At 35.6% G+C, this 19633-nt stretch carries 12 protein-coding genes and 1 tRNA gene; 10 read left to right on the forward strand and 3 right to left on the reverse strand.

The window, feature by feature from the left end:
- Positions 1-30: 30 nt before the first annotated feature.
- The gene (locus tag HGC4_RS18195) at positions 31-675 is read right to left on the reverse strand and encodes a rhomboid family intramembrane serine protease (protein ID WP_050711567.1); all 645 of its coding nucleotides are present in this window, start codon (positions 673-675) and stop codon (positions 31-33) included.
- Between the two features lie 333 nt (positions 676-1008).
- On the opposite strand from HGC4_RS18195, the gene HGC4_RS18200 reads away from it, so the two are divergent.
- From HGC4_RS18200 to HGC4_RS18215, 4 genes are all read left to right on the forward strand, one after another.
- Positions 1009-2613 (forward strand): LamG-like jellyroll fold domain-containing protein, encoded by a 1605-nt coding sequence (locus HGC4_RS18200; protein WP_050711568.1) that lies wholly within the window; start codon positions 1009-1011, stop codon positions 2611-2613.
- A gap of 92 nt (positions 2614-2705) precedes the next feature.
- Positions 2706-5189, forward strand: coding sequence for an outer membrane protein assembly factor BamB family protein (locus HGC4_RS18205; RefSeq protein WP_050711569.1), 2484 nt, complete (start codon positions 2706-2708; stop codon positions 5187-5189).
- Positions 5190-5397: 208 nt separating this feature from the next.
- Entirely contained in the window at positions 5398-6057 is a 660-nt protein-coding gene (locus HGC4_RS18210) for a CatA-like O-acetyltransferase (protein ID WP_087880194.1), read from the forward strand.
- Between the two features lie 258 nt (positions 6058-6315).
- A tRNA-Arg gene (locus tag HGC4_RS18215) sits at positions 6316-6389 on the forward strand.
- 281 nt (positions 6390-6670) lie between these two features.
- Here the strand turns inward: HGC4_RS18215 and map are convergent.
- Positions 6671-7432, reverse strand: coding sequence for a type I methionyl aminopeptidase (gene map, locus HGC4_RS18220; protein WP_050711570.1), 762 nt, complete (start codon positions 7430-7432; stop codon positions 6671-6673).
- A 120-nt stretch (positions 7433-7552) separates the two neighbouring features.
- Here map and HGC4_RS18225 point away from each other — a divergent pair, with 120 nt between their 5' ends.
- Positions 7553-8377 carry a helix-turn-helix domain-containing protein gene (locus HGC4_RS18225; protein WP_050711571.1) on the forward strand — a complete coding sequence of 275 codons (825 nt, stop codon included), beginning with the start codon at positions 7553-7555 and terminating at the stop codon, positions 8375-8377.
- Positions 8378-8567: 190 nt separating this feature from the next.
- On the opposite strand, the gene HGC4_RS18230 is transcribed toward HGC4_RS18225, so the two are convergent.
- Positions 8568-8918 carry a VOC family protein gene (locus HGC4_RS18230; protein ID WP_050711572.1) on the reverse strand — a complete coding sequence of 117 codons (351 nt, stop codon included), beginning with the start codon at positions 8916-8918 and terminating at the stop codon, positions 8568-8570.
- Positions 8919-9536: 618 nt separating this feature from the next.
- Here HGC4_RS18230 and HGC4_RS18235 point away from each other — a divergent pair.
- The 5 genes from HGC4_RS18235 (at position 9537) to HGC4_RS18255 (ending at position 19619) form a co-directional block, all read left to right on the forward strand.
- Complete coding sequence (locus HGC4_RS18235) at positions 9537-12644, forward strand: SusC/RagA family TonB-linked outer membrane protein (RefSeq protein WP_199327702.1); 3108 nt, start codon at positions 9537-9539, stop codon at positions 12642-12644.
- A 17-nt stretch (positions 12645-12661) separates the two neighbouring features.
- Positions 12662-14344 carry a RagB/SusD family nutrient uptake outer membrane protein gene (locus tag HGC4_RS18240; protein ID WP_050711574.1) on the forward strand — a complete coding sequence of 561 codons (1683 nt, stop codon included), beginning with the start codon at positions 12662-12664 and terminating at the stop codon, positions 14342-14344.
- 86 nt (positions 14345-14430) lie between these two features.
- The gene (locus HGC4_RS18245) at positions 14431-15810 is read left to right on the forward strand and encodes a DUF4960 domain-containing protein (protein ID WP_157258391.1); all 1380 of its coding nucleotides are present in this window, start codon (positions 14431-14433) and stop codon (positions 15808-15810) included.
- A 60-nt stretch (positions 15811-15870) separates the two neighbouring features.
- Entirely contained in the window at positions 15871-17394 is a 1524-nt protein-coding gene (locus HGC4_RS18250; protein ID WP_050711575.1) for a glycoside hydrolase family 32 protein, read from the forward strand.
- 26 nt (positions 17395-17420) lie between these two features.
- Positions 17421-19619, forward strand: a complete 2199-nt coding sequence (locus HGC4_RS18255; protein WP_050711576.1) for a glycoside hydrolase family 32 protein — start codon at positions 17421-17423, stop codon at positions 19617-19619.
- Positions 19620-19633 lie beyond the last annotated feature (14 nt).

Below are 19633 nucleotides of genomic sequence, written 5' to 3' on the forward strand. Positions count from 1 at the left end.
AATATGATCGGGCTTTTGTATAAGTATTATTTATTTTTCCTTATATACGAAATATGCTAGAGCGATAATAGGTAGTGACATTAAGGCTATAAAATAACCGTGAAATAGAAGTAACTGTGGTACGAATAATATAGCCAACAGTAATCCAACAACTGCGCCACCCAAGTGTGCTGCGTGCCCGATGTTACCTATTGATTTTTTCATCCCATACACCGAATATCCCAAATACAATATCCCGAATACCCACCCTGGCATAGGAATAAAGAAGAATCCTATCATACGTTGAGGGTCCATAGCAATAGAAGCAAATAATACACCACAAACTCCACCCGATGCTCCTATGGCTGTGTATATAGAGTCTCTTCTATACATCCATAGTGATATTGTATTTCCTCCTATTATGGCAGCCAAATACAAGATCAGAAATTTTACGGGTCCTACATAAGCTACTAATACTGGTGCGAAAAAATACAGAGTTACCATGTTGAATAGTAAGTGCATAAGATCAGCATGTAGAAAAGCAGCAGTCAGCATTCTGTCATATTGCTTCATTTCGAGAATTGCATAAGTGCTGAACTTATAGCGATCGAAAAATTGTCTGTTATTAAAACCTATATAGCTTGTTATTGCTGTAATAATTATAATCGCAAAAATTACAAGAGTACCTAAATCCATTTGAATCTTTTTTAGTTCGATGCAAAAATAGTATATTATTTGTATTGATAATGCATACTTCGTATAATGACCGTTTTTTTATACTATAAATTATTTAGGCATTTTTTCATAAGATTTACTTACTTATGTTGTAAAAGGAGAAGACTTACTTTTTCGAAAGTTGAAGCTCAAATGTTATATTAACAATTGGGTTGTATTTGTTATCGAAAATAATTGAAGTAATAAGGATATAATTTTTATATTTGATAATTGAAAAACACAATTTAGGCTGGAAGAATCATCTGAGACTTCTGGTCTAATTTGATAAGTACGATAATCCTTAAATATAGTATTATGAAAAAACGATGCATAACACTGCTGATTGTTTCATTTATCGTAGGGCTGATACATGCTCAGGAACCATTTATTCATAAATCATTTGATAGTAACTCGGTAGATTTCTCTAAAGTTAGAGAGAATCTGAGCGAAGCCGAAGATTCTCGCCTAGCATTTGTACCCACATATAGCAAGGGTCTTAAAGGGTTGTGTTTAGACCTTACGAGTGATGTAGCCATACGTTTACCTATTGCACTGGATGCTAGTGAAACCTTACCATATGATAAGAGTTTCGCCATTGAGTTATGGGTAAAAACGAAGAAGAATGCCCGACAAGGGACACCTATAATGAGTAATAAGAAAGTAGAGGATAAAAACAAAGCAGGATGGATGCTGGGAACAAACGACAGTGGTGCTTGGTTTTTCAATATAAGTGATGGTAAATCTACTTATAATTATGCTCCAACGCCTGACCGTCAATCTCTAAATGATGGTGAGTGGCATCAGATTGCAGTAAGTGTCGATCTGGATAAGAAAGAAATATGGTTTTACTATGATGGTGAAAATGTTGGAATTTACAATGTTGATGGGCTTGCGACCGCAAGTAGCGAATTGGCAACTATAATTGGAGGATCGGATGAATATAATGATTGGTCGTCTCGTCGGGAATGGACAGCTTTCAATGGTATGATAGATGAGGTGAAAATATATAATAATACTCTTACATCGTCTGCTGTTAAATCTTTATATAGTGAATTTGTACCCAATAGAAGTGAGAACCCAAAGGTTATTTCTCCCAATGAATTAAAAGTGCAAGTATGGAATATATGGCATGGAGGGCATCGTTTTGGTGAACATGTGGGATTGGAGCGTGTGATTAATGTACTGAAAAAAGAGAATGCAGATGTAATAGGTCTTATCGAAACATACGGTTCGGGAGAAGTTATAGCCGATTCTCTAGGATATTATTTCTACTTAATCAGTTCTAACCTTAGTATCATGAGTAGATATCCGATAGACGAAACAATAAAAGTTTACAAGAGTTTCAATTCGGGAGGTGCTGTTCTTAATTTAGGAAATGGTAATAAAATGGCATTCTTTGATATTTGGCTGGACTACTTACCTAATATGTGCGATTTGGTTAGTGATAAAGTGAATCTTACAGATTTTATGAAGGAAGAGAATAATAGAAGAGGCAAAGAGATAAAAGCCATATTAAAAGAGATAGAACCCTATACTCAAAATGCAGATAATGTGCCTGTATTTATGGTAGGCGATTTCAATAGTGGTTCGCACCTCGATTGGAATGATGCTACCAAAGATATTCACAATGGCAGAATTATAAAGTGGCCTGCTTCTATAGAAATGGAGAGCGCAAAGTATAAGGATAGTTATAGGGAAATCAATCTAAATCCATTAACCGATCCTGGCTTTACGTGGTCTCCACTTATTAGTAATTCGTCAGTAAAACCTACTTGTATCCGCGATCGAATAGATTATATTTACTATAAGGGCCAAAATGTGCAACCTTATTGGAGTAAAAGCTTAGATCACCATCCGCCTTTCTGGCCTTCGGATCATGGTAGCGTTATTACCTATTTTTACTTAAATCAGAATAAATAAAGGCTTAGTTCTTTCCTTGATAATCAGAATAGGTTATGGACTGAAAAATATACTCAAATACATTACTTTTAATCAGAGAAATATACACTTAAATGAAAAAACTAATTTTAATCTTAATCTCTACAATTCTCCCATTAGCAAGCATCTTTGCCATTCATATGGGAAGAGTTTATGTTGATGCCAATAAAAATGGTGTTTATGACAAAGGCGAAAAACTGCTCAAAAATGTAATGGTTTCGGATGGCTTAAATGTAGTTTTAACAGCTGCAGATGGTACATTCGAATTACCGGGGCATGCAAAGGAACGATTCATTTTTATAACTACACCCTCGGGTTATAAAACTGATAATGCTCATTATAGAGCTATCTCAGATAAAAATAAAAGCTACGATTTCGGATTAGATGTATTGAATGGAAAAATCAATGCAGATGGTAGCCATAATTTTGTTCACATAGCAGATACCGAAATACATAATTCGGTAGATATGGAACGTTGGGCAAACAATGTTCGTGATTATGTGGCAGACGAAAAAACTGCATTTATAATGCACACCGGCGATATTTGTTACGAAAATGGTCTGAAAGCACATATTGGTTTGATGAATACCAGCAATATGAATTGTCCTGTATTTTATAGTATTGGCAATCACGATCTAGTAAAAGGAAAGTATGGTGAGGAGTTATTCGAAAGTATTTACGGACCGGTTTACTTCTCTTTTAATGTTGGTAATGTACACTATGTAGTAACGCCTATGGCAGGAGGAGATTATAAACCGGGATATACCAAAGAGGATGTATATCGGTGGTTGAAAAACGATTTGGCGCATGTTGATAAGAATACTCCCGTAATTGTGTTTAATCACGATTTGTTATCGTATGCTGATAAATTCATTTTTGGAATAAATGATGCTGAGTTTGTTGATCTGAATGCACATAATCTTAAAGCTTGGTTATATGGTCACTGGCATATCAATTTTGTCCGTAAACAAGGCGATGTATTGGCTATCTCTACCGCTAATCTGGATAAAGGAGGTATAGATCATTCTACATCGGCTTATCGTGTAGTATCAGTCGATAAAAAGGGTGATGTCAGAACTCAGTTACGTTATACTTATATAAATAATTCTATCCAGATAGCGTCGATCGGAAATGAAAGAGCTTCTATTAATGCAAATGGTAAAATCCCTATTTCGGTCAATGCATATAGTGCCGTATCGCCTGCTCGAAGTGTATCTTATACTTGTACAATTGATGATAAGAAAGTGGTGAGCGATGTAGCTCTTACCCAGAATACCGATTGGAATTGGTCGGGCGAATTACAATTGCCGTTATCGGCTCAAAATAGACGAATATTTGTTGAAGCAAAAGTTGTTTTTAATAACGGAGAAGTTGCTAAAACTAAAGAATCGTTTATCTATCAGCCGAATGAGAAGTTGTCTGTTAAAACAAATCAAGATTGGTTGACACTATTGAATAATTCGGCACATATTGGTATTTCAAAAGATACGTTGAGTTTGCCTCTTAATTTGAGTTGGATAACTAATATTAAAGCTAACTTATTTTTCTCGTCTCCTATAATCTATAATAACACAGTATATGTAGGTGCAGTAGATGAGGATTTGAGAGGCGAGGGCGGGGTATATGCTCTTGAAGCTACAACAGGGAAATTGTTGTGGAAATACAATACACGTAACTCAGTGAAAAATTCAATTGCTTGTGATAATGGAAATATTTTCGCCCAAGATGCAGAAGGCTACTTATATGCAATTGACGCTAACAGTGGAAAATTAAGTTGGGAGAAAAAACTCGGAATAAATGGATTGCCCGCGCTCGTTGATGGTCTTACTGCCGACAATGGTACAGTATATGCAGGTACGGGTAAAGGTTTTGCTGCGTATAATGCCAAGACCGGTAATGAAATTTGGAAAAACGAAGGATGGGGTCAAGGAGAAGGCACTACATCAACCCCAACTGTAGGAAGTGATGTTGTGGTATCGGGTTCACAGTGGAGAGGTTTGTATGGTAATGATGCTAAGACTGGAAAACTGCTTTGGCAGCATGCAAACTACGGTTTGTCGAGTAGGGGAGCTTCACCGGCAATTCATGGTAGTCTATTGTATATCATATCTGGTGAATCTTTGCTTATTCTCGATGTGAAAACGGGCGCTGTTGTGAGTCGCAAAGAATTGAAAGTAAGTGTAGACGTAACGTCTACACCTTTAGTAACTGATAAATTAATTGTATTTGGCTCTGTTGATAATGGTCTGATTGCTTTAGATAGGGAAACGTTGGAGCAGAAATGGAATGTACCTACACTTCCTGCACTTATCTATACTGCTCCTTATACGCGTTTTCCGGTAACCACTATAGAGACTAGTCCTGTGTTGGCAGGCAGTACTATTTTCTTCGGAGCTTCGGATGGTATTCTGTATGGAGTAAATGCAAATAGCGGAAAAGTAGAATGGAAACAGGCTACGGGAGCTCCTATATTCAGCACTGTAGCTATATCAGGAAACTCTTTGTTTGTAACCGATTTTGGTGGTAATGTATATGGGTTTTCGTCTTTAGTAAAGTAATAGAATAGTAATAATAAATAGGAGAGAGGTTATTCTTAAAAGAATAGCCTCTTTGTTTTGTATTAATATTTAATCCAATATTTCAGATTTCAATTGTATCTTTACTTCATACATTATCAAAAGGAGGTGATCTTACTTAATCGTTTAGTGCTAGCTAAGCAGACACTTCTTTTTGTTTCTAAGTGAAAATAAAAATGACTTCTCTATTATGAAAGCAATCTTCGAAACTATAGATCTTGAGAAATGGGAAAGAAAGCCCTATTTTGATTATTACAACAATATCATAAAATGTAAGTACACACTTAATGCTAATATTGATATTACAGATTTACTAAAGATGTCAAAAGAAAGACATCTTAAATTTTTTCCGACTTTCCTATATTCTATTATGCGTGCTATTAATCAAAATAAAGAATTTAGGATGAGCTATAACGAACAAAAACAATTGGGTTATTGGAACTTTCTTTATCCTTCATACACGATTTTTCATGACGATGATAAAACCTTCTCGGATGTGTGGAGTGAATATCATGAAGATTTCCCTAGTTTCTATACAACGGTAGTTGATGACATGACGAAATATAAAGATGTGAAAGGTATTAAAGCACGATCGAATTGTCCTCCTAACTTTTGTTCTATTTCTGCATTGCCTTGGCTAAGCTTTAGCAGTTTTGCACAAGATACTTATGAGGCTTCAAATTTTCTTTTTCCGCTTATTCGTTTCGGTAAATATTATAAAGAGCAGGACAAGATATTGATTCCTCTAGCTGTTTTTGTAAATCATGCGATTGCGGATGGATATCATACCAGTAAATTAATAAATGATATACAAGATTTTGTGACTGGTGTAAAAGATTGGATAGAGTAATAGAACATCTACTTGTATTTAGACTTTTGTCTAGGAACCCTAATACTTTTATGATACTCTAAATAAAGTCCATCTAAATTTCATAGATATGGGTTTTGTTGTTTGAATAGTTCTTATGTTTTATTCAATAAGATGGCTTGTAATATAACGTAGAGGCGATTTAATTATTTATTACGTGAAATCAGTATTTTTTTTTATTTAATATTTTCTTTTTTAATAAAAATGGCTATCTTTGCACTCGCTAAACCGAAAAGGTGAGGTCCGGTAGCTCAGCTGGATAGAGCATCAGCCTTCTAAGCTGAGGGTCCCAGGTTCGAATCCTGGTCGGATCACTTTTAAAAGCAATAAAAGCGTATAACTTAACAAGTTATACGCTTTTTATATTTGTGCTTGCACAAGATGGGAGGTTAAGTCAATTCGTATATTGCCAATTTAAAAGCTGGATGATGTTTTTTGGACAACTTTAAACAACTTATACACCCTATTTAGGGTTACATTAAAATCTGTATGTTAAGGGGAAGTATTCAAAGAATGACATATAATCTTATCCATTTCTAGATTGTGATTGATTATTTGCTTACATAGTATTGTATACAGACTGTCATCCACACCTTTATTCAATATTGCTTCTTTCTGTTAAAATAATTGGCTTGTCGGAGGTAACAATAATAGTATGCTCGTGTTGCACACAAAATCCACCTTTGTTACCAATCAATGTCCATCCATCAGGTTCGGTATTAACTAAAGTAGAGTTGGTTGCTAAAAATGTTTCGATAGCAACAACCATATTTTTTTTTAACCGCCTTTGCTCGTATTTGTCGTAATAGTTAAGAATGCAGTCAGGTTCTTCATGTAATTTTCGACCAATACCATGACCTCCGAGATTCTCGATTACTTTATATCCACTGCTCTTGGCTATTTTCTCGATAATTCGTCCGACTTCCGAAATTTTTACTCCTTCTTTTATGTGAGAGATTGCTTCGTGTAATGCATAGATAGAAGTGTCCACTAATTTTTGTTGATTGTTTATATCCCGACCTAAAACAAAAGAAGCTCCATTGTCAGAATAGAATCCATTTAGACTAGCCGAAACATCAATATTGATCAAATCTCCTTCTTTGAGAACTTTGTTGTGTGATGGTATTCCATGTGCCATTTCGTGATTGATACTGATACAAGTCCAGCCAGGAAACTCATACGTCGAAAAAGGTGCGGATTGTGCCCCGTAACTTTCAAGGATCAATTTTCCATAATCATCCAATTCTTTGGTTGTCATTCCTATTTTTGCAAACTCTATCATCTTCTTCAGGGTTACGGCTACAGTTTGGCTTGCTTTATATAATCCCTCTCGCTCTATATCGTCATTTATAATCATATCTACATATTCTATAATATTAATAGCACAAAACTATGTCTTTAAATACTTTATCTATAGTATAAATTAGACATAAAGAAATAAACCAGAATATATAAGTTTACGTACTTTTGTACTATTATGCCTATTGAGCATCTGAGACAAATAATTAAATCTATCAACGGGAATCCTAATTGTGAAAGGATAGCTCCGTCTGAAAGTGTAAAAAACTATATTGAAGGTTTTTATATTTTCTCGTGTGATGATATGGCACAAAACCAGTTAGTGTTTAATGATGGATTACCAACTATTATCTTCTTTCCTTCCATAACTGATCAAATTGATATTCAGAATAATGGTTCTTTGATTACATTTAAAACAGCATGGATTAATGGTGGGATTATGAAAAGTATCTATGTGAATAATCTTAATAAGGTTAAATCTATTTTAGTCATGCGGTTCAAATCCTACGCATTCTATGATATTTTTAATCTGCCGCTTCACTTCTTTAGAAATAAATGTGTTGCTTCGCTTGCTGATATTGGTTTTGATACGTTTGTATTAAATAAAATTTATGGAGAACAACAAAATATTCAGAGAATAAGGCAAATAGAATCTTACATTGAGCAAAAAGTCCTTAGCTCTAAAAGCAATGCCTTATTTGATGCAGCCATAGGATATATAAATGAAATGAAGGGACAAACCAGCGTGTTAGATGTAGTTTGTCAAATAGGGGTAAACTATAAATGGTTGGAACGTAGTTTTCTAAATTGTCTGGGCATCTCTCCAAAGGAATACATATTGCTTCAACGGTTTATCTTTGCATATGGCAATCTCATTGAAAGTAAAAATAAAGATCTAACAGAGATTGCCCTTAAGAGTGGTTTCTATGACTACAATCATTTTCTAAAAGAATTTAAATCTTATACAGGGAAAACTCCGCTCGACTATGCATCCAATTCTTGAATTACAATAGGCTTTTCCTAACTAATAATAGTGGGACGGAGAATAAGTTACAGAAAGAAGCCAGTTATACGAAGATATTGTATAACTAAACATGCAGTCAGCAGATGGTAGGTTTTATAGTAGAATAACCTGATACTAAATTCGTATATTATTTATTGCAATCATAATTAAGAAATATTGGACACTATCTTTATAAAATTAATATCTTATTTCCATCAGGATCAGTTAATAGTAGTTCTTTTCCACCCCATGGGGCAGTGGTGGGAGGATTAAGTTCAACACCTTTTCGAGTCAAATCTTCATATGTTTTTATATGGTCATCACAATTAAAGACCAAACAAACGGGTCCCTCATTACTTTTCCCCCATTTATTCTCATCCCAAATCCAAAAAACGGGAGCATCTTTGATAAATCCGAATACTACGCCATCGTAGTTTTCATCATCTTCCAAAATAGGGATTTCCAGAACTATTTTATAAAACGAAACGAGCCTTTCGGGATCTTTTGATGATATATTAATACCTCTAAAACTATTTATCATTTTCGACTTCTATTTTTTTACTCCATAAATTATGAAATAAATTCATTGTAAATATATGTAAATATTTAAGATACTCATTCTGTTTTTTTCGTGTTTAAAAGTAGTGACACTTCTAACTTAATTTCATCTTAGTTTATTTAGAACTTCTACTTCAATCACTTTTCGAACTCTCTCAATTATTTTCTCTTTTTTCTGTGTGAGTATTACTACTCCTAAAAGGAATAATTAGAAGTATCTGTAATAAAGAAAGTATTCACGTCACGTAGTTAGGTATCTGATTTTTTCATGATCTCGCCAGATGTTGTTTGTCCAACCATGTATAGCAACGATTGTTAGTTGCTATTTTTAAATAATAAGTTTATATATCTGTCTATCATTTGTTTATGCTTGTTCCTTAATTGTACATGCTTTATTTATACATGTTTTTGACCTAATTTTTATAGGTAGGAAGATTTCAAATCTAGTTCTTTGTGCTTGTAAGTAATGGTAAGTATTGAATGCTATATTATCTAATTATAGCTGTCAGTTCTAATCTTATACTTACCTAAGCAATAAATGGGTCTGAGACCTTTGTTAACAAGTACGTTTATTAATTTAATACCAAAATGAAAAATGAGTATGAGAAACCTTTTCTTAATACTACTCCTATTTTCTTTCTGTAGTTTTATCAAAGCTCAGGATATAGATATAAAAGGAGTTGTAAAATCTGCAACAGACAATGAGCCTTTAATCGGGGTCAGTGTGAAAGTGAAGAATGCAAGTATTGGTACTACCACAGATTTGGATGGTCAATTTACATTGAAAGCTAGTCCTGATGCTATTCTAGAATTTACTTATATCGGATTTAAAACACAGAACGTTTCTGTAAACGGTAAACGCGATATCAATGTCTTAATGGCTGATGACTCGAAGATCCTTGATGAAGTAGTAGCAGTTGGATATCGTACTGAACGTAAAGCCGACCTAACAGGAGCTGTATCAGTTGTAAAAGTAAATGATATGATGTCTGAGCCCGAAAACAATCCTATAAGAGCATTGCAGGGTAGGGTTGCCGGTATGGAAGTTACGGCAGATGGAAATCCAAGTGGATCGGCTACTGTACGTATTCGTGGTATAGGAACCTTGAATAATAATGATCCATTATATATCATTGATGGAATTCCATCTCAGGCAGGTATGCACGAGTTGAATTCTAATGATATAGAAAGTATTCAGGTGCTTCGTGATGCTTCTGCAGCTAGTATTTATGGATCGAGAGCTGCAAATGGAGTAATCATTATAACTACAAAGAGAGGAAAAGCCGGAGTTCTCAAAATTGACTTCGATGCTTTTGTGTCTGTAGCTAATTATAATACGAAAATTGATGTTTTGAATTCTCGTGAATATGCACAGGCAATGTGGCAGGCTTCTGTAAATTCGGGAGTTGATCCTAATAGCAATAACTTAGGAATTGTTTATAAAGACGGAATAGGTGCTCAAGGCAATAGAGTCTTGGAAAGTGTCTATTTTCCTGAATATCTAGATAAAAACAGAACTTTAAGAACTTCTAATACCGATTGGTTCGATCAGATTACAAAAACAGGTGTAGCACAATCGTATAACTTAGCAGTAAGTAACGGTACCGAAAAAGGAAGTTATTATTTCTCTTTAGGGCATTTTGGCAATGATGCATTGATAAAATATACAGATTTTTCTCGATTTTCAGTACGTATGAATAGTGATTACAAACTGTATGGTGATATTCTTACCATTGGAGAAAATTTTACTTTGAACAGAACTTCGGAAGTTGCTCAACCTGATAAAATAATAGAATCGGCCTTGATAGCGGTTCCTTTTATTCCGGTTCGCACAGCAGATGGATCAGGATGGGGAGGACCTATAACAGGATTACCTGACCGTCAGAACCCTGCTCGTTTGATTCATGATAATCAAGATAACAGATACCGCTATTGGCGTATGTTTGGTAATGCTTATGTGAATCTGCAACCCATAAAGAAACTAAATATCCGTTCGAGTTTCGGTTTAGATTATGGGAACTTCTACAAGAGAAGCCTAACCTATAGTTATCAGTCGGGATACCTCGAAAGTGACAGAACTGCTTCTTTGATGGAGCAAGCTCATTGGACTAAATGGACTTGGTCTAATACGGCAACCTATGACTTCGAAATTGGAAAGAATCGTTTCGAGACATTGGTTGGTATGGAAATGTTCAATCAGGAAGATATCAATTTCTCAGCCAAAAGAGAAGGTTTTGCTGTAGAAACTCCTGATTATATGTGGCCTGATTTAGGTACAGGATTAAGTGAGGGTACAGGTATATCTACCGGATATTCGCTAATGTCTTTCTTTGGTAAGGTAAACTATGCTTACGATGATAAGTATCTGGCTTCGGTAACAGTTCGTAGAGATGGCTCGTCTCGTTTTGGAAAGAATAACAGATGGGGAACATTCCCAGCTTTCAATCTGGGATGGAGAATAAGTCAAGAAGCTTTTATAGCTTCGACCAGCGATTATTTGTCTGACTTGAAATTGCGTTTCGGTTGGGGACAAAATGGTAATCAGGAAATTAATAATACCGCGATATACGATATTTATGTGACCGACTATGGCAAAGGAAATCCTACTTGGGATTCGGTTTGGGGAACAGCCTATGATTTGAATGGTAAAGGGGCAGGGTTGCTACCATCAGGATTTAAACGCTCTCAGTTATCAAACCCTGATTTGAAATGGGAAACCACAACTCAAACTAATATTGGTCTTGATTTTGGATTCTTCGGTCAGGCTCTTTATGGTTCGGCTGAATACTATTGGAAAAGCACCAAAGATATTTTGTATTCTCCGGGCTATGCGGCAATAAAAGGTGAAGGAGCCAACAAATGGTACAATGGTGCCAGTATGGAAAACAAAGGTTTTGAATTCACAGTTGGATATAGAGGCAAAATTGGTTCAAGTGGTATTACCTACGATGTTTCAGGAAATATCTCAACCAATAAAAATCAAGTGACTTTTCTTCCCGAATCAGTTAAAAACTCATACGGAGGAAATGGTAAATGGGATAATATTCTAGGGCGTCCCTTGGGTTCTTTCTATGGATATGTAGCTGATGGAATCTTCAAAACTCAGGACGAACTAGATAGACACCCACAGCAAGACGGAAAAGATTTAGGACGTATTCGTTATCGTGATTTAAATAATGATGGTGTTATAAATGATGACGACCGTACGTGGATAGGTGATCCATTCCCCGATTTTGCATATGGATTGAACTTGAATTTTGCGTATAAGAATTTCGACTTTATTATATTTCTTCAAGGGATACACAATGTGGATGTTATAAATACAGTGAAATATGCAACCGATTTTTGGAGCGTTTCAGACACACGATCTAATAAAGGTACACGATTGCTTGATGCATGGGATCCTATAACCAATCCTAACTCTAATATTCCCCGCTTATCTTATACAGATACAAATAACGAGGCACGTATGTCTACTTATTTTGTTGAAAATGGTTCTTATCTGAAACTTAGAAATGTACAATTAGGATATACATTACCTAAACATATTGTTCAGAAAATAAGATTAAGTCATTTGCGTACTTATGTAAGTGCCCAAAATCTATTGACCATTAAAAGTAAAAGCTTTACGGGGGTAGATCCTGAAAATCCTGCATGGGGATATCCTATTCCGATGACATTTACTTTTGGGCTTAATGTTTCATTTTAAATTAGCAGTATACAACAATGAAAAAGATAAAATATATAGCTGTACTTTTTGCAGCAACAATCATATTTTCGAGCTGTGATTTCTTGAATGATGATCCTCAAGGAATATTGAGTGATGAGCAGGTAAAAGGTCCCGATCAGGTTGAAGGCTTGGTTACGGCAGCCTATTCTTCATTAGGGAACGATCATTATGATAAGCCATTCAGTTTGTGGCCTTATGGTAATGTTCGTTCAGACGATGCCTATAAAGGAGGAAATGATGAAAATGATATCAGTGCATTTCATTTCTATGAAATAGCACAAAACATAAAAACAGACTTTGGAGAAGCCGATGGACTTTGGTTTTATTGCTACAAAGCAATTTCAAGAACCAATACAGCATTGAGTGTACTCAAAACGGTTTCAACAAACGATGTTCCATTGAGAGATACACGTATGGGTGAAATGTATTTCCTTAGAGGTCATTTTTATTTTATCCTTAAAACCGTATTTGGGCGTATTCCTTTTGTGGATGAAGATCTGCCGATTGACGAATATGATAAAGTAGATAATAAACTGCCTAATGATGAGCAATGGGCTTGGATTGTTAGTGATTTTCAGAAAGCATATGATCTGCTTCCAGACAAACAAGATCAGGTAGGACGTGCTAATAAAATAGCTGCGGCTGCTTATTTGGCGAAAGCAAATCTATACAAAGCTTACAGACAAGATGATCGAAATAACGTAACTGAAATAAATCGTACCGATCTTGAGGAAGTGCTTAAATATACTGATAAGGTTCTTAATTCGGGATATGGATTAGAATACGATTTTGCCTATAATTTCTTACCCGGAGCATATCAAAATGGTAAAGAATCATTGTTTGCGGTACAGTATTCGATTGATGATGGAACTATGTTTGGTAGATTAAATTGGGGCGATGTGCTATCTGTTCCAATGGGTGTAGGTTGTTGCGATTTTCATAAACCAAGCCAAAACTTAGTGAATGCTTTTAAAACGGATAAAACGGGATTACCGATGTTCGATTCGTTCGATAATACGAATTATGATTCGAATTCAAATAATGCAGACCCTCGTTTGTTTCACACTGTGGCTATGCCCGGATTTCCTTACAAATACAATAAAGATTTGATTTATGAAGAGGGCTGGAACCGTAATCCTACCGTATATGGTTATTATGCTTCATTAAAAGAAAATGTTGATCCTTCATGCGATTGTTTTGTGAATGTTGCTCCATTTTATGGAAACTCTAAAAACAGAATCATTATTCGTTACGCAGATGCTATTTTAATGAGAGCCGAGGCTTTAATAGAATTGGGACGTCCGAACGAAGCCTTACCTCTTATTAATCAAATAAGAGAAAGAGCACAACGTAGTACTGATATGATTGATTATGCTCCCAAATTGAGTATGTCACTTTATCAACCCGGAGTGAATTGTGCTTGGTCAACTGATTTTGCTCGTCAAGCTTTGCGTTGGGAACGTCGTTTAGAATTTGCTATGGAAGGCAGCCGTTTCTTCGATTTGGTGCGTTGGGGTATTACCGATCAGGTAGTCAACTCATTCTTTAAAACAGAATCGTCAAGACGACCATTCTTGAAAAGTGGAAACTTTACTAAAAACAAGAACGAATATATTCCTATTCCTCAACAGCAAATAAACTTTGTAAACGGAATATACAAACAAAACTATGGCTGGTAAAGGTAAAGGTCGCAGACCTTCTTATAGCTTTGGCTTGTAAAATAACCCAAGCTAGTTATAACTATGAAAATTAAAATAAGGATACAATGAAAAAAAGAATAAATAAAATATTGCCTTTTATCTTTTCCCTGATTCTTTGTGTGGGGTTCATTACATGCAGCGATGATGATCGGGAGAATTTGGATTTGTCGGGAGGTGTTAGAATATTATCTTTCTCAGTAAATGGGGTAGATGGAACTATAAATGATGAGAGTGGAACGGTGCAAATTTTACTACCCATGGGTACGGATTTGACAAAGTTAACACCTAAAATTACATTATCTGATCGGGCAGTTATAAATCCTGCGGGCAATGAAGCTATGGATTTATCGAAGGCTACAAAATTCAGAGTTGCAAACGGTAATCTGTATAAAGATTATATGGTGGTAGCTTCACATATCAAAGGAGAGATGTTGAGTTTCAGTATTGGTAAATACAAAGGTACAATTGATAATGATAAGAGAACAGTTCATGTAAGATATCCTAAAACAGAGGATGTTACTAAATTAGTTCCAGAGTTTACGATTACAAATGGTGCCACAGTAACTCCTGCACAAGGAGCAACGGTTGATTTCACAAAGCCTGTAACTTATACAATATCTTACATGAATGAGACATTCCCTTATGTGGTTACTGTAGAAAAAGTAGACATAAAACCTATTGCATTTTTAGGAGTTGCAAACAGTGCTTCTGCAATAGAAAATATGGATGAAAAAACTGCTTATGACTGGTTTGCTGCTAATGTGGCTGACTTTGAATATGTCTCTTTTAATGATATTAAAAACGGTAAAGATTTAGAGGGTTTTGCAGCTATCTGGTGGCATTCTGACGGTAATACACAAGCCTTACCAACGGTGGCTCTAGAGCCAACAATCATTACAAGCCTTAAAACATATTATCAAAACGGAGGTTCATTCTTCTTTTCTTCATGGGCTGTTCAGTACGTATCGGCACTGGGTATAGCTAAAGACGGAAAAGCTGTAAATAATATGTGGGGTGAAACTAACGATGCGACACCAATAGGTGATGATTGGGGATTATGCTTCACAGGGAATCAATCTCATCCGATATTCGCAGGATTACAAAAACCTATTGGTGTAAATAATAAAGTATACCTATTGGGTAAAGGAGTAAAAGCGAGAGGTCATAATGCAATCTGGAATTTCGAATGGGGCGATTATGCAAATAATATTCCTCTATGGACTACTAAGAATGGTGCAATTAATTTAGCTAGTTATCATTGGGATGATCAACTGAAAGGACGTTCTGTAATGTTTGAATATCCTAAAGTAGGTACTTCGGGAATTACAATCTGTATTGGAGTTGAATCCTATGATTGGTATAATGAAGATGGCTCTATCGTAAATCCTTATAAGGGAAATATCGAAACACTGACATCTAATATTTTCAACTATCTATTGAAGTGAGTATTATAAAAACTAAACCAAATAGGTCTGTGACCTTAACCTTTCAAATTTTATAAAACCATGAAACTCAAGAATAAATTTTTAAGTATGTCCTTATGCCTGATTGGCTTGACGGGATGCAATAACAATATGGATTATGTAAGTAATGACCCCAGATCAGCAGAGGCTGGGGCGCCTACTTGCTATAACGTGAATGATTTGCATAGAACCTATTCAACCTTTTTTAAACCTGCTGCAGGATGGGTAGGGGATCCTATGCCATTTTATGAAAATGGAAAATTTCATATATTCTATCTTCATGATGCAAGAGATGGCTCTCCTACTTTTCATCCTTGGTATAAGGCAACTACGGAGAACTTTTCAACATTTACTGATGATGGGGAAATGGTTCCTACGGGAACAATTGAACAACAAGATCGTGCATTGGGTACGGGTAGTGTATTTAAACATAATGGAGTGTATTATGGTTTCTATACTGGACATAACGGAGATCTTGACCCTCGTGAAAAAATAATGTTAGCCACATCTACCGATTTAAATACATGGACAAAAGACCCTTCTTTTCTCTTAGCTGCATCGGATGGCTATGATCGTAATGAATTTCGGGATCCGCTGATCATTAAAGATGAGCCTTCGGGAACTTTTAGAATGTTGATCAGTACACGTGCCGATTATAAAGGTTCATGGAGAGCAGTTATTGCTCAGTACAGTTCTACGGATTTAAGAAATTGGAAACTGATAGAACCCTTTTATGACGATCCTAGTACCTTTATGCTTGAATGTCCAGATGTATTTACAATGGGAGATTACCAATATCTGATTTATTCGAATATTGATGATCGTAAAGTACATTATCAGTTCAGAAAAGGAACAACAGGTGCATGGACTATCCCGACAAATAGTGCGCTAGATGGCATTGCTTTTTATGCGGGGAAAACTGCATCGGATGGAGCAGACCGCTATATAACAGCATGGTGTCCGACAAGAGAAAATCACAGTGATTATACTGGTTTCGATTGGGCAGGTTCATTGATTACTCACAAACTTATTCAATATGCAGACGGAACAATTTCAATGACTTTCCCTCATGGTTTGAATGATAGATTGACCAGCATTCAAAATTTGAATATGACAAGTTCTGTTAATACTCAGATTGAATCTAATTCATTTACATTGAAAGCTTCCGCTGATCAGGCTATCTCAGTTTTTGATAGACAAGAAGGTACTTACAAAATATCTTCAAAGGTGAAGGCTACAACATCAAATAGCTTTGGTTTCGAATTCGGATCGTGTGGTAATCGCCGAGAAGTGTATGCGGTTGTATTCGACTTAGAACAACAACAATTAAGATTAGAAAGAAGAGTATTTGGTGAAGATCCTTTACGTATTGATAATGTAAAACTAAATATACCAGAGAATAAAGAATTTGATGTAACTATAATGGTCGAAAATTCTATTTGTGTGGTATATGTGAATCATCAAACTGCGTTTACAAATAGGATCTATAAAATGAGTTGGAATCCTTGGGGTATATTCTCAGATAATGGAGAAGTTACATTTTCGAATCTGAATTTATCAAAATAAAAAAGTAGAACATATACATAGAAATTATGAAAATATATTTTAAATCAATTTTTTGTTTGGGGCTTCTTACTTTAATAGGCTGTTCAACAAAATCAGATATTGTAGTTGAGGATTTCGAGGCTGATTCTTACAAGAACTGGACAGTTGAAGGAGAAGCCTTTGGTACAAGTCCGTCAGAAGGAAGCCTTCCCGGTCAGCAAGAGGTAAAAGGATTCGAAGGAAAACGTTTAGCTAATAGCTATTATGGAGGCGATGATTCAAGAGGAACTCTTATCTCTCCTGAGTTTACTATCGAACGCGATTATATAAATTACCTGATAGGTGGTGGTATGCATGCCGATACTTATATTGAGTTATTGGTTGAAGGAAAAAGTGTATATGTATCGCGATCTATTGTAGAGACTGAGTCTTTACTTTGGATGACGTGGGATGTGAAGAACTATAAGGGAAAGAAAGCCGTTATAAAGATTGTAGACAACCAAAGAGGCGGTTGGGGACATATTCTCGTAGATCAAATAGAAATGAGTGACACTCAAAAAAGCAATATTATGGTAGATCATCGCTTATCGTTCAAGATAGACAAAAAATATCTGCTTGTACCAATCGAAGATAAAGGACCCGAATCTCAAATCTATTTAGAAACCAATGGCAAAACGGTGAGCCCTCTTTTGAGCATACGTGTTGCACAAACAAAGATCGATTATTGGGTACCTATAGATGTAGAACAATATAAAGGACAAGATTTGACTTTATTATTTGCTCATGTAAAGAGCGGGGATATAGGATACTCTCAAATAAAGCAATCGGATACTTTCGATTTCGATTACAATGAAAAATACCGTCCACTTTATCATTTTTCACCTCAATATGGATGGACTAACGATCCTAATGGTATGGTTTATCACAATGGTGAATATCATCTGTTTTTTCAACACAATCCATACGGATCAATGTGGGGAAATATGAACTGGGGACATACGGTAAGTAAAGATCTGAAGAAATGGGAATATTTGCCTGTGGCTATAGCTCCCGATTCATTGGGAACGATATTTTCGGGAAGTGCTGTAATTGATAAAAATAATACAGCAGGATTTGGCAAAAATGCAATGGTAGCTATTTATACGTCAGCAGGGCGTATTCAAACTCAAAGTGTTGCTTACAGTTTGGATAATGGACGTACATTCACTAAATACGATAAAAATCCTGTATTGTCGGATCTTAACTTTGTAGATTTTCGCGATCCTAAAGTTTTTTGGCATCAAGCAACAAATCAATGGATAATGTCATTGGCAACTACGCAGACTATTACTTTTTACGGGTCGAAAAACCTGAAAGAATGGAGTAAACTCAGTGAGTTTGGCGAAGGTATAGGCGATCATGGCGGAGTGTGGGAATGTCCCGATTTATTTCCGCTTACCTATAATGGGCAAACCAAATGGGTATTATTTGTAAGTATCAATCCCGGAGGACCTAATGGAGGTAGTGCCACACAATACTTTATAGGAAGTTTTGATGGTAAGACATTTAAAGCAGATGATCTCCCTTATCCTATTTGGTTGGATTATGGACGTGATAATTATGCTGGTGTTACATGGGCTGATGCTCCTGACAATAGACGTGTATTTATCGGATGGATGAGTAACTGGGATTATACAAATCACGTACCTACCGTTAATTTCCGCAATGCGATGACAATTCCACGTGAGATAATACTTGTAAATAACGGAAAGCATCTAGTCGTAGCTAATGCTCCGGTAAAGGAGATTACCGAATTGAGAAGAACGACTGAGAAAGTTTCTGATTTTACAGTTGATAAAACATATACAATTGATCGTTTATTGAAAGACAATCAAGGTGCTTATGAGATCGAAATGACAATTAAACCAACTGCTAATTTCAATTTCAAATTGGTAAATAAAAAGGGAGAGAATCTTAAGTTTATTTTTGATTTAGCAAAAGAAAGCTTAGTTGTAGACCGATCGAATAGTGGAATATCTGATTTCAGCAACAATTTTGCATCTGCCGAAATTAAAGCTCCTTTGGTAAAAAAAGATACTTATAGAATAAGGCTACTTATCGATAAGGCCTCATCTGAATTATTTATAAATGACGGTGAACTTGTACAAACAAATACGATGTTCCCATCTGAGCCTTATAATTCTTTGGTTTTTGAATCAGAAGGAAATACAGCAGTGGAGAATATTAATATCTATGAATTAAAGTAGGTCGCACACACTAA

The sequence above is a fragment of the Dysgonomonas sp. HGC4 genome, assembly GCF_001261715.1.
Lineage (GTDB): Bacteria > Bacteroidota > Bacteroidia > Bacteroidales > Dysgonomonadaceae > Dysgonomonas_A.

Coding starts and splice junctions, on each gene's coding strand:
- HGC4_RS18210 (WP_087880194.1), top strand. CDS start 5,398: ATGAAAGCAATCTTCGAAACTATAGATCTTGAGAAATGGGAAAGAAAG.
- HGC4_RS18250 (WP_050711575.1), top strand. CDS start 15,871: ATGAAACTCAAGAATAAATTTTTAAGTATGTCCTTATGCCTGATTGGC.
- map (WP_050711570.1), bottom strand. CDS start 7,432: ATGATTATAAATGACGATATAGAGCGAGAGGGATTATATAAAGCAAGC.
- HGC4_RS18255 (WP_050711576.1), top strand. CDS start 17,421: ATGAAAATATATTTTAAATCAATTTTTTGTTTGGGGCTTCTTACTTTA.
- HGC4_RS18225 (WP_050711571.1), top strand. CDS start 7,553: ATGCCTATTGAGCATCTGAGACAAATAATTAAATCTATCAACGGGAAT.
- HGC4_RS18245 (WP_157258391.1), top strand. CDS start 14,431: ATGAAAAAAAGAATAAATAAAATATTGCCTTTTATCTTTTCCCTGATT.
- HGC4_RS18205 (WP_050711569.1), top strand. CDS start 2,706: ATGAAAAAACTAATTTTAATCTTAATCTCTACAATTCTCCCATTAGCA.
- HGC4_RS18240 (WP_050711574.1), top strand. CDS start 12,662: ATGAAAAAGATAAAATATATAGCTGTACTTTTTGCAGCAACAATCATA.
- HGC4_RS18235 (WP_199327702.1), top strand. CDS start 9,537: ATGAGAAACCTTTTCTTAATACTACTCCTATTTTCTTTCTGTAGTTTT.
- HGC4_RS18230 (WP_050711572.1), bottom strand. CDS start 8,918: ATGATAAATAGTTTTAGAGGTATTAATATATCATCAAAAGATCCCGAA.
- HGC4_RS18200 (WP_050711568.1), top strand. CDS start 1,009: ATGAAAAAACGATGCATAACACTGCTGATTGTTTCATTTATCGTAGGG.
- HGC4_RS18195 (WP_050711567.1), bottom strand. CDS start 675: ATGGATTTAGGTACTCTTGTAATTTTTGCGATTATAATTATTACAGCA.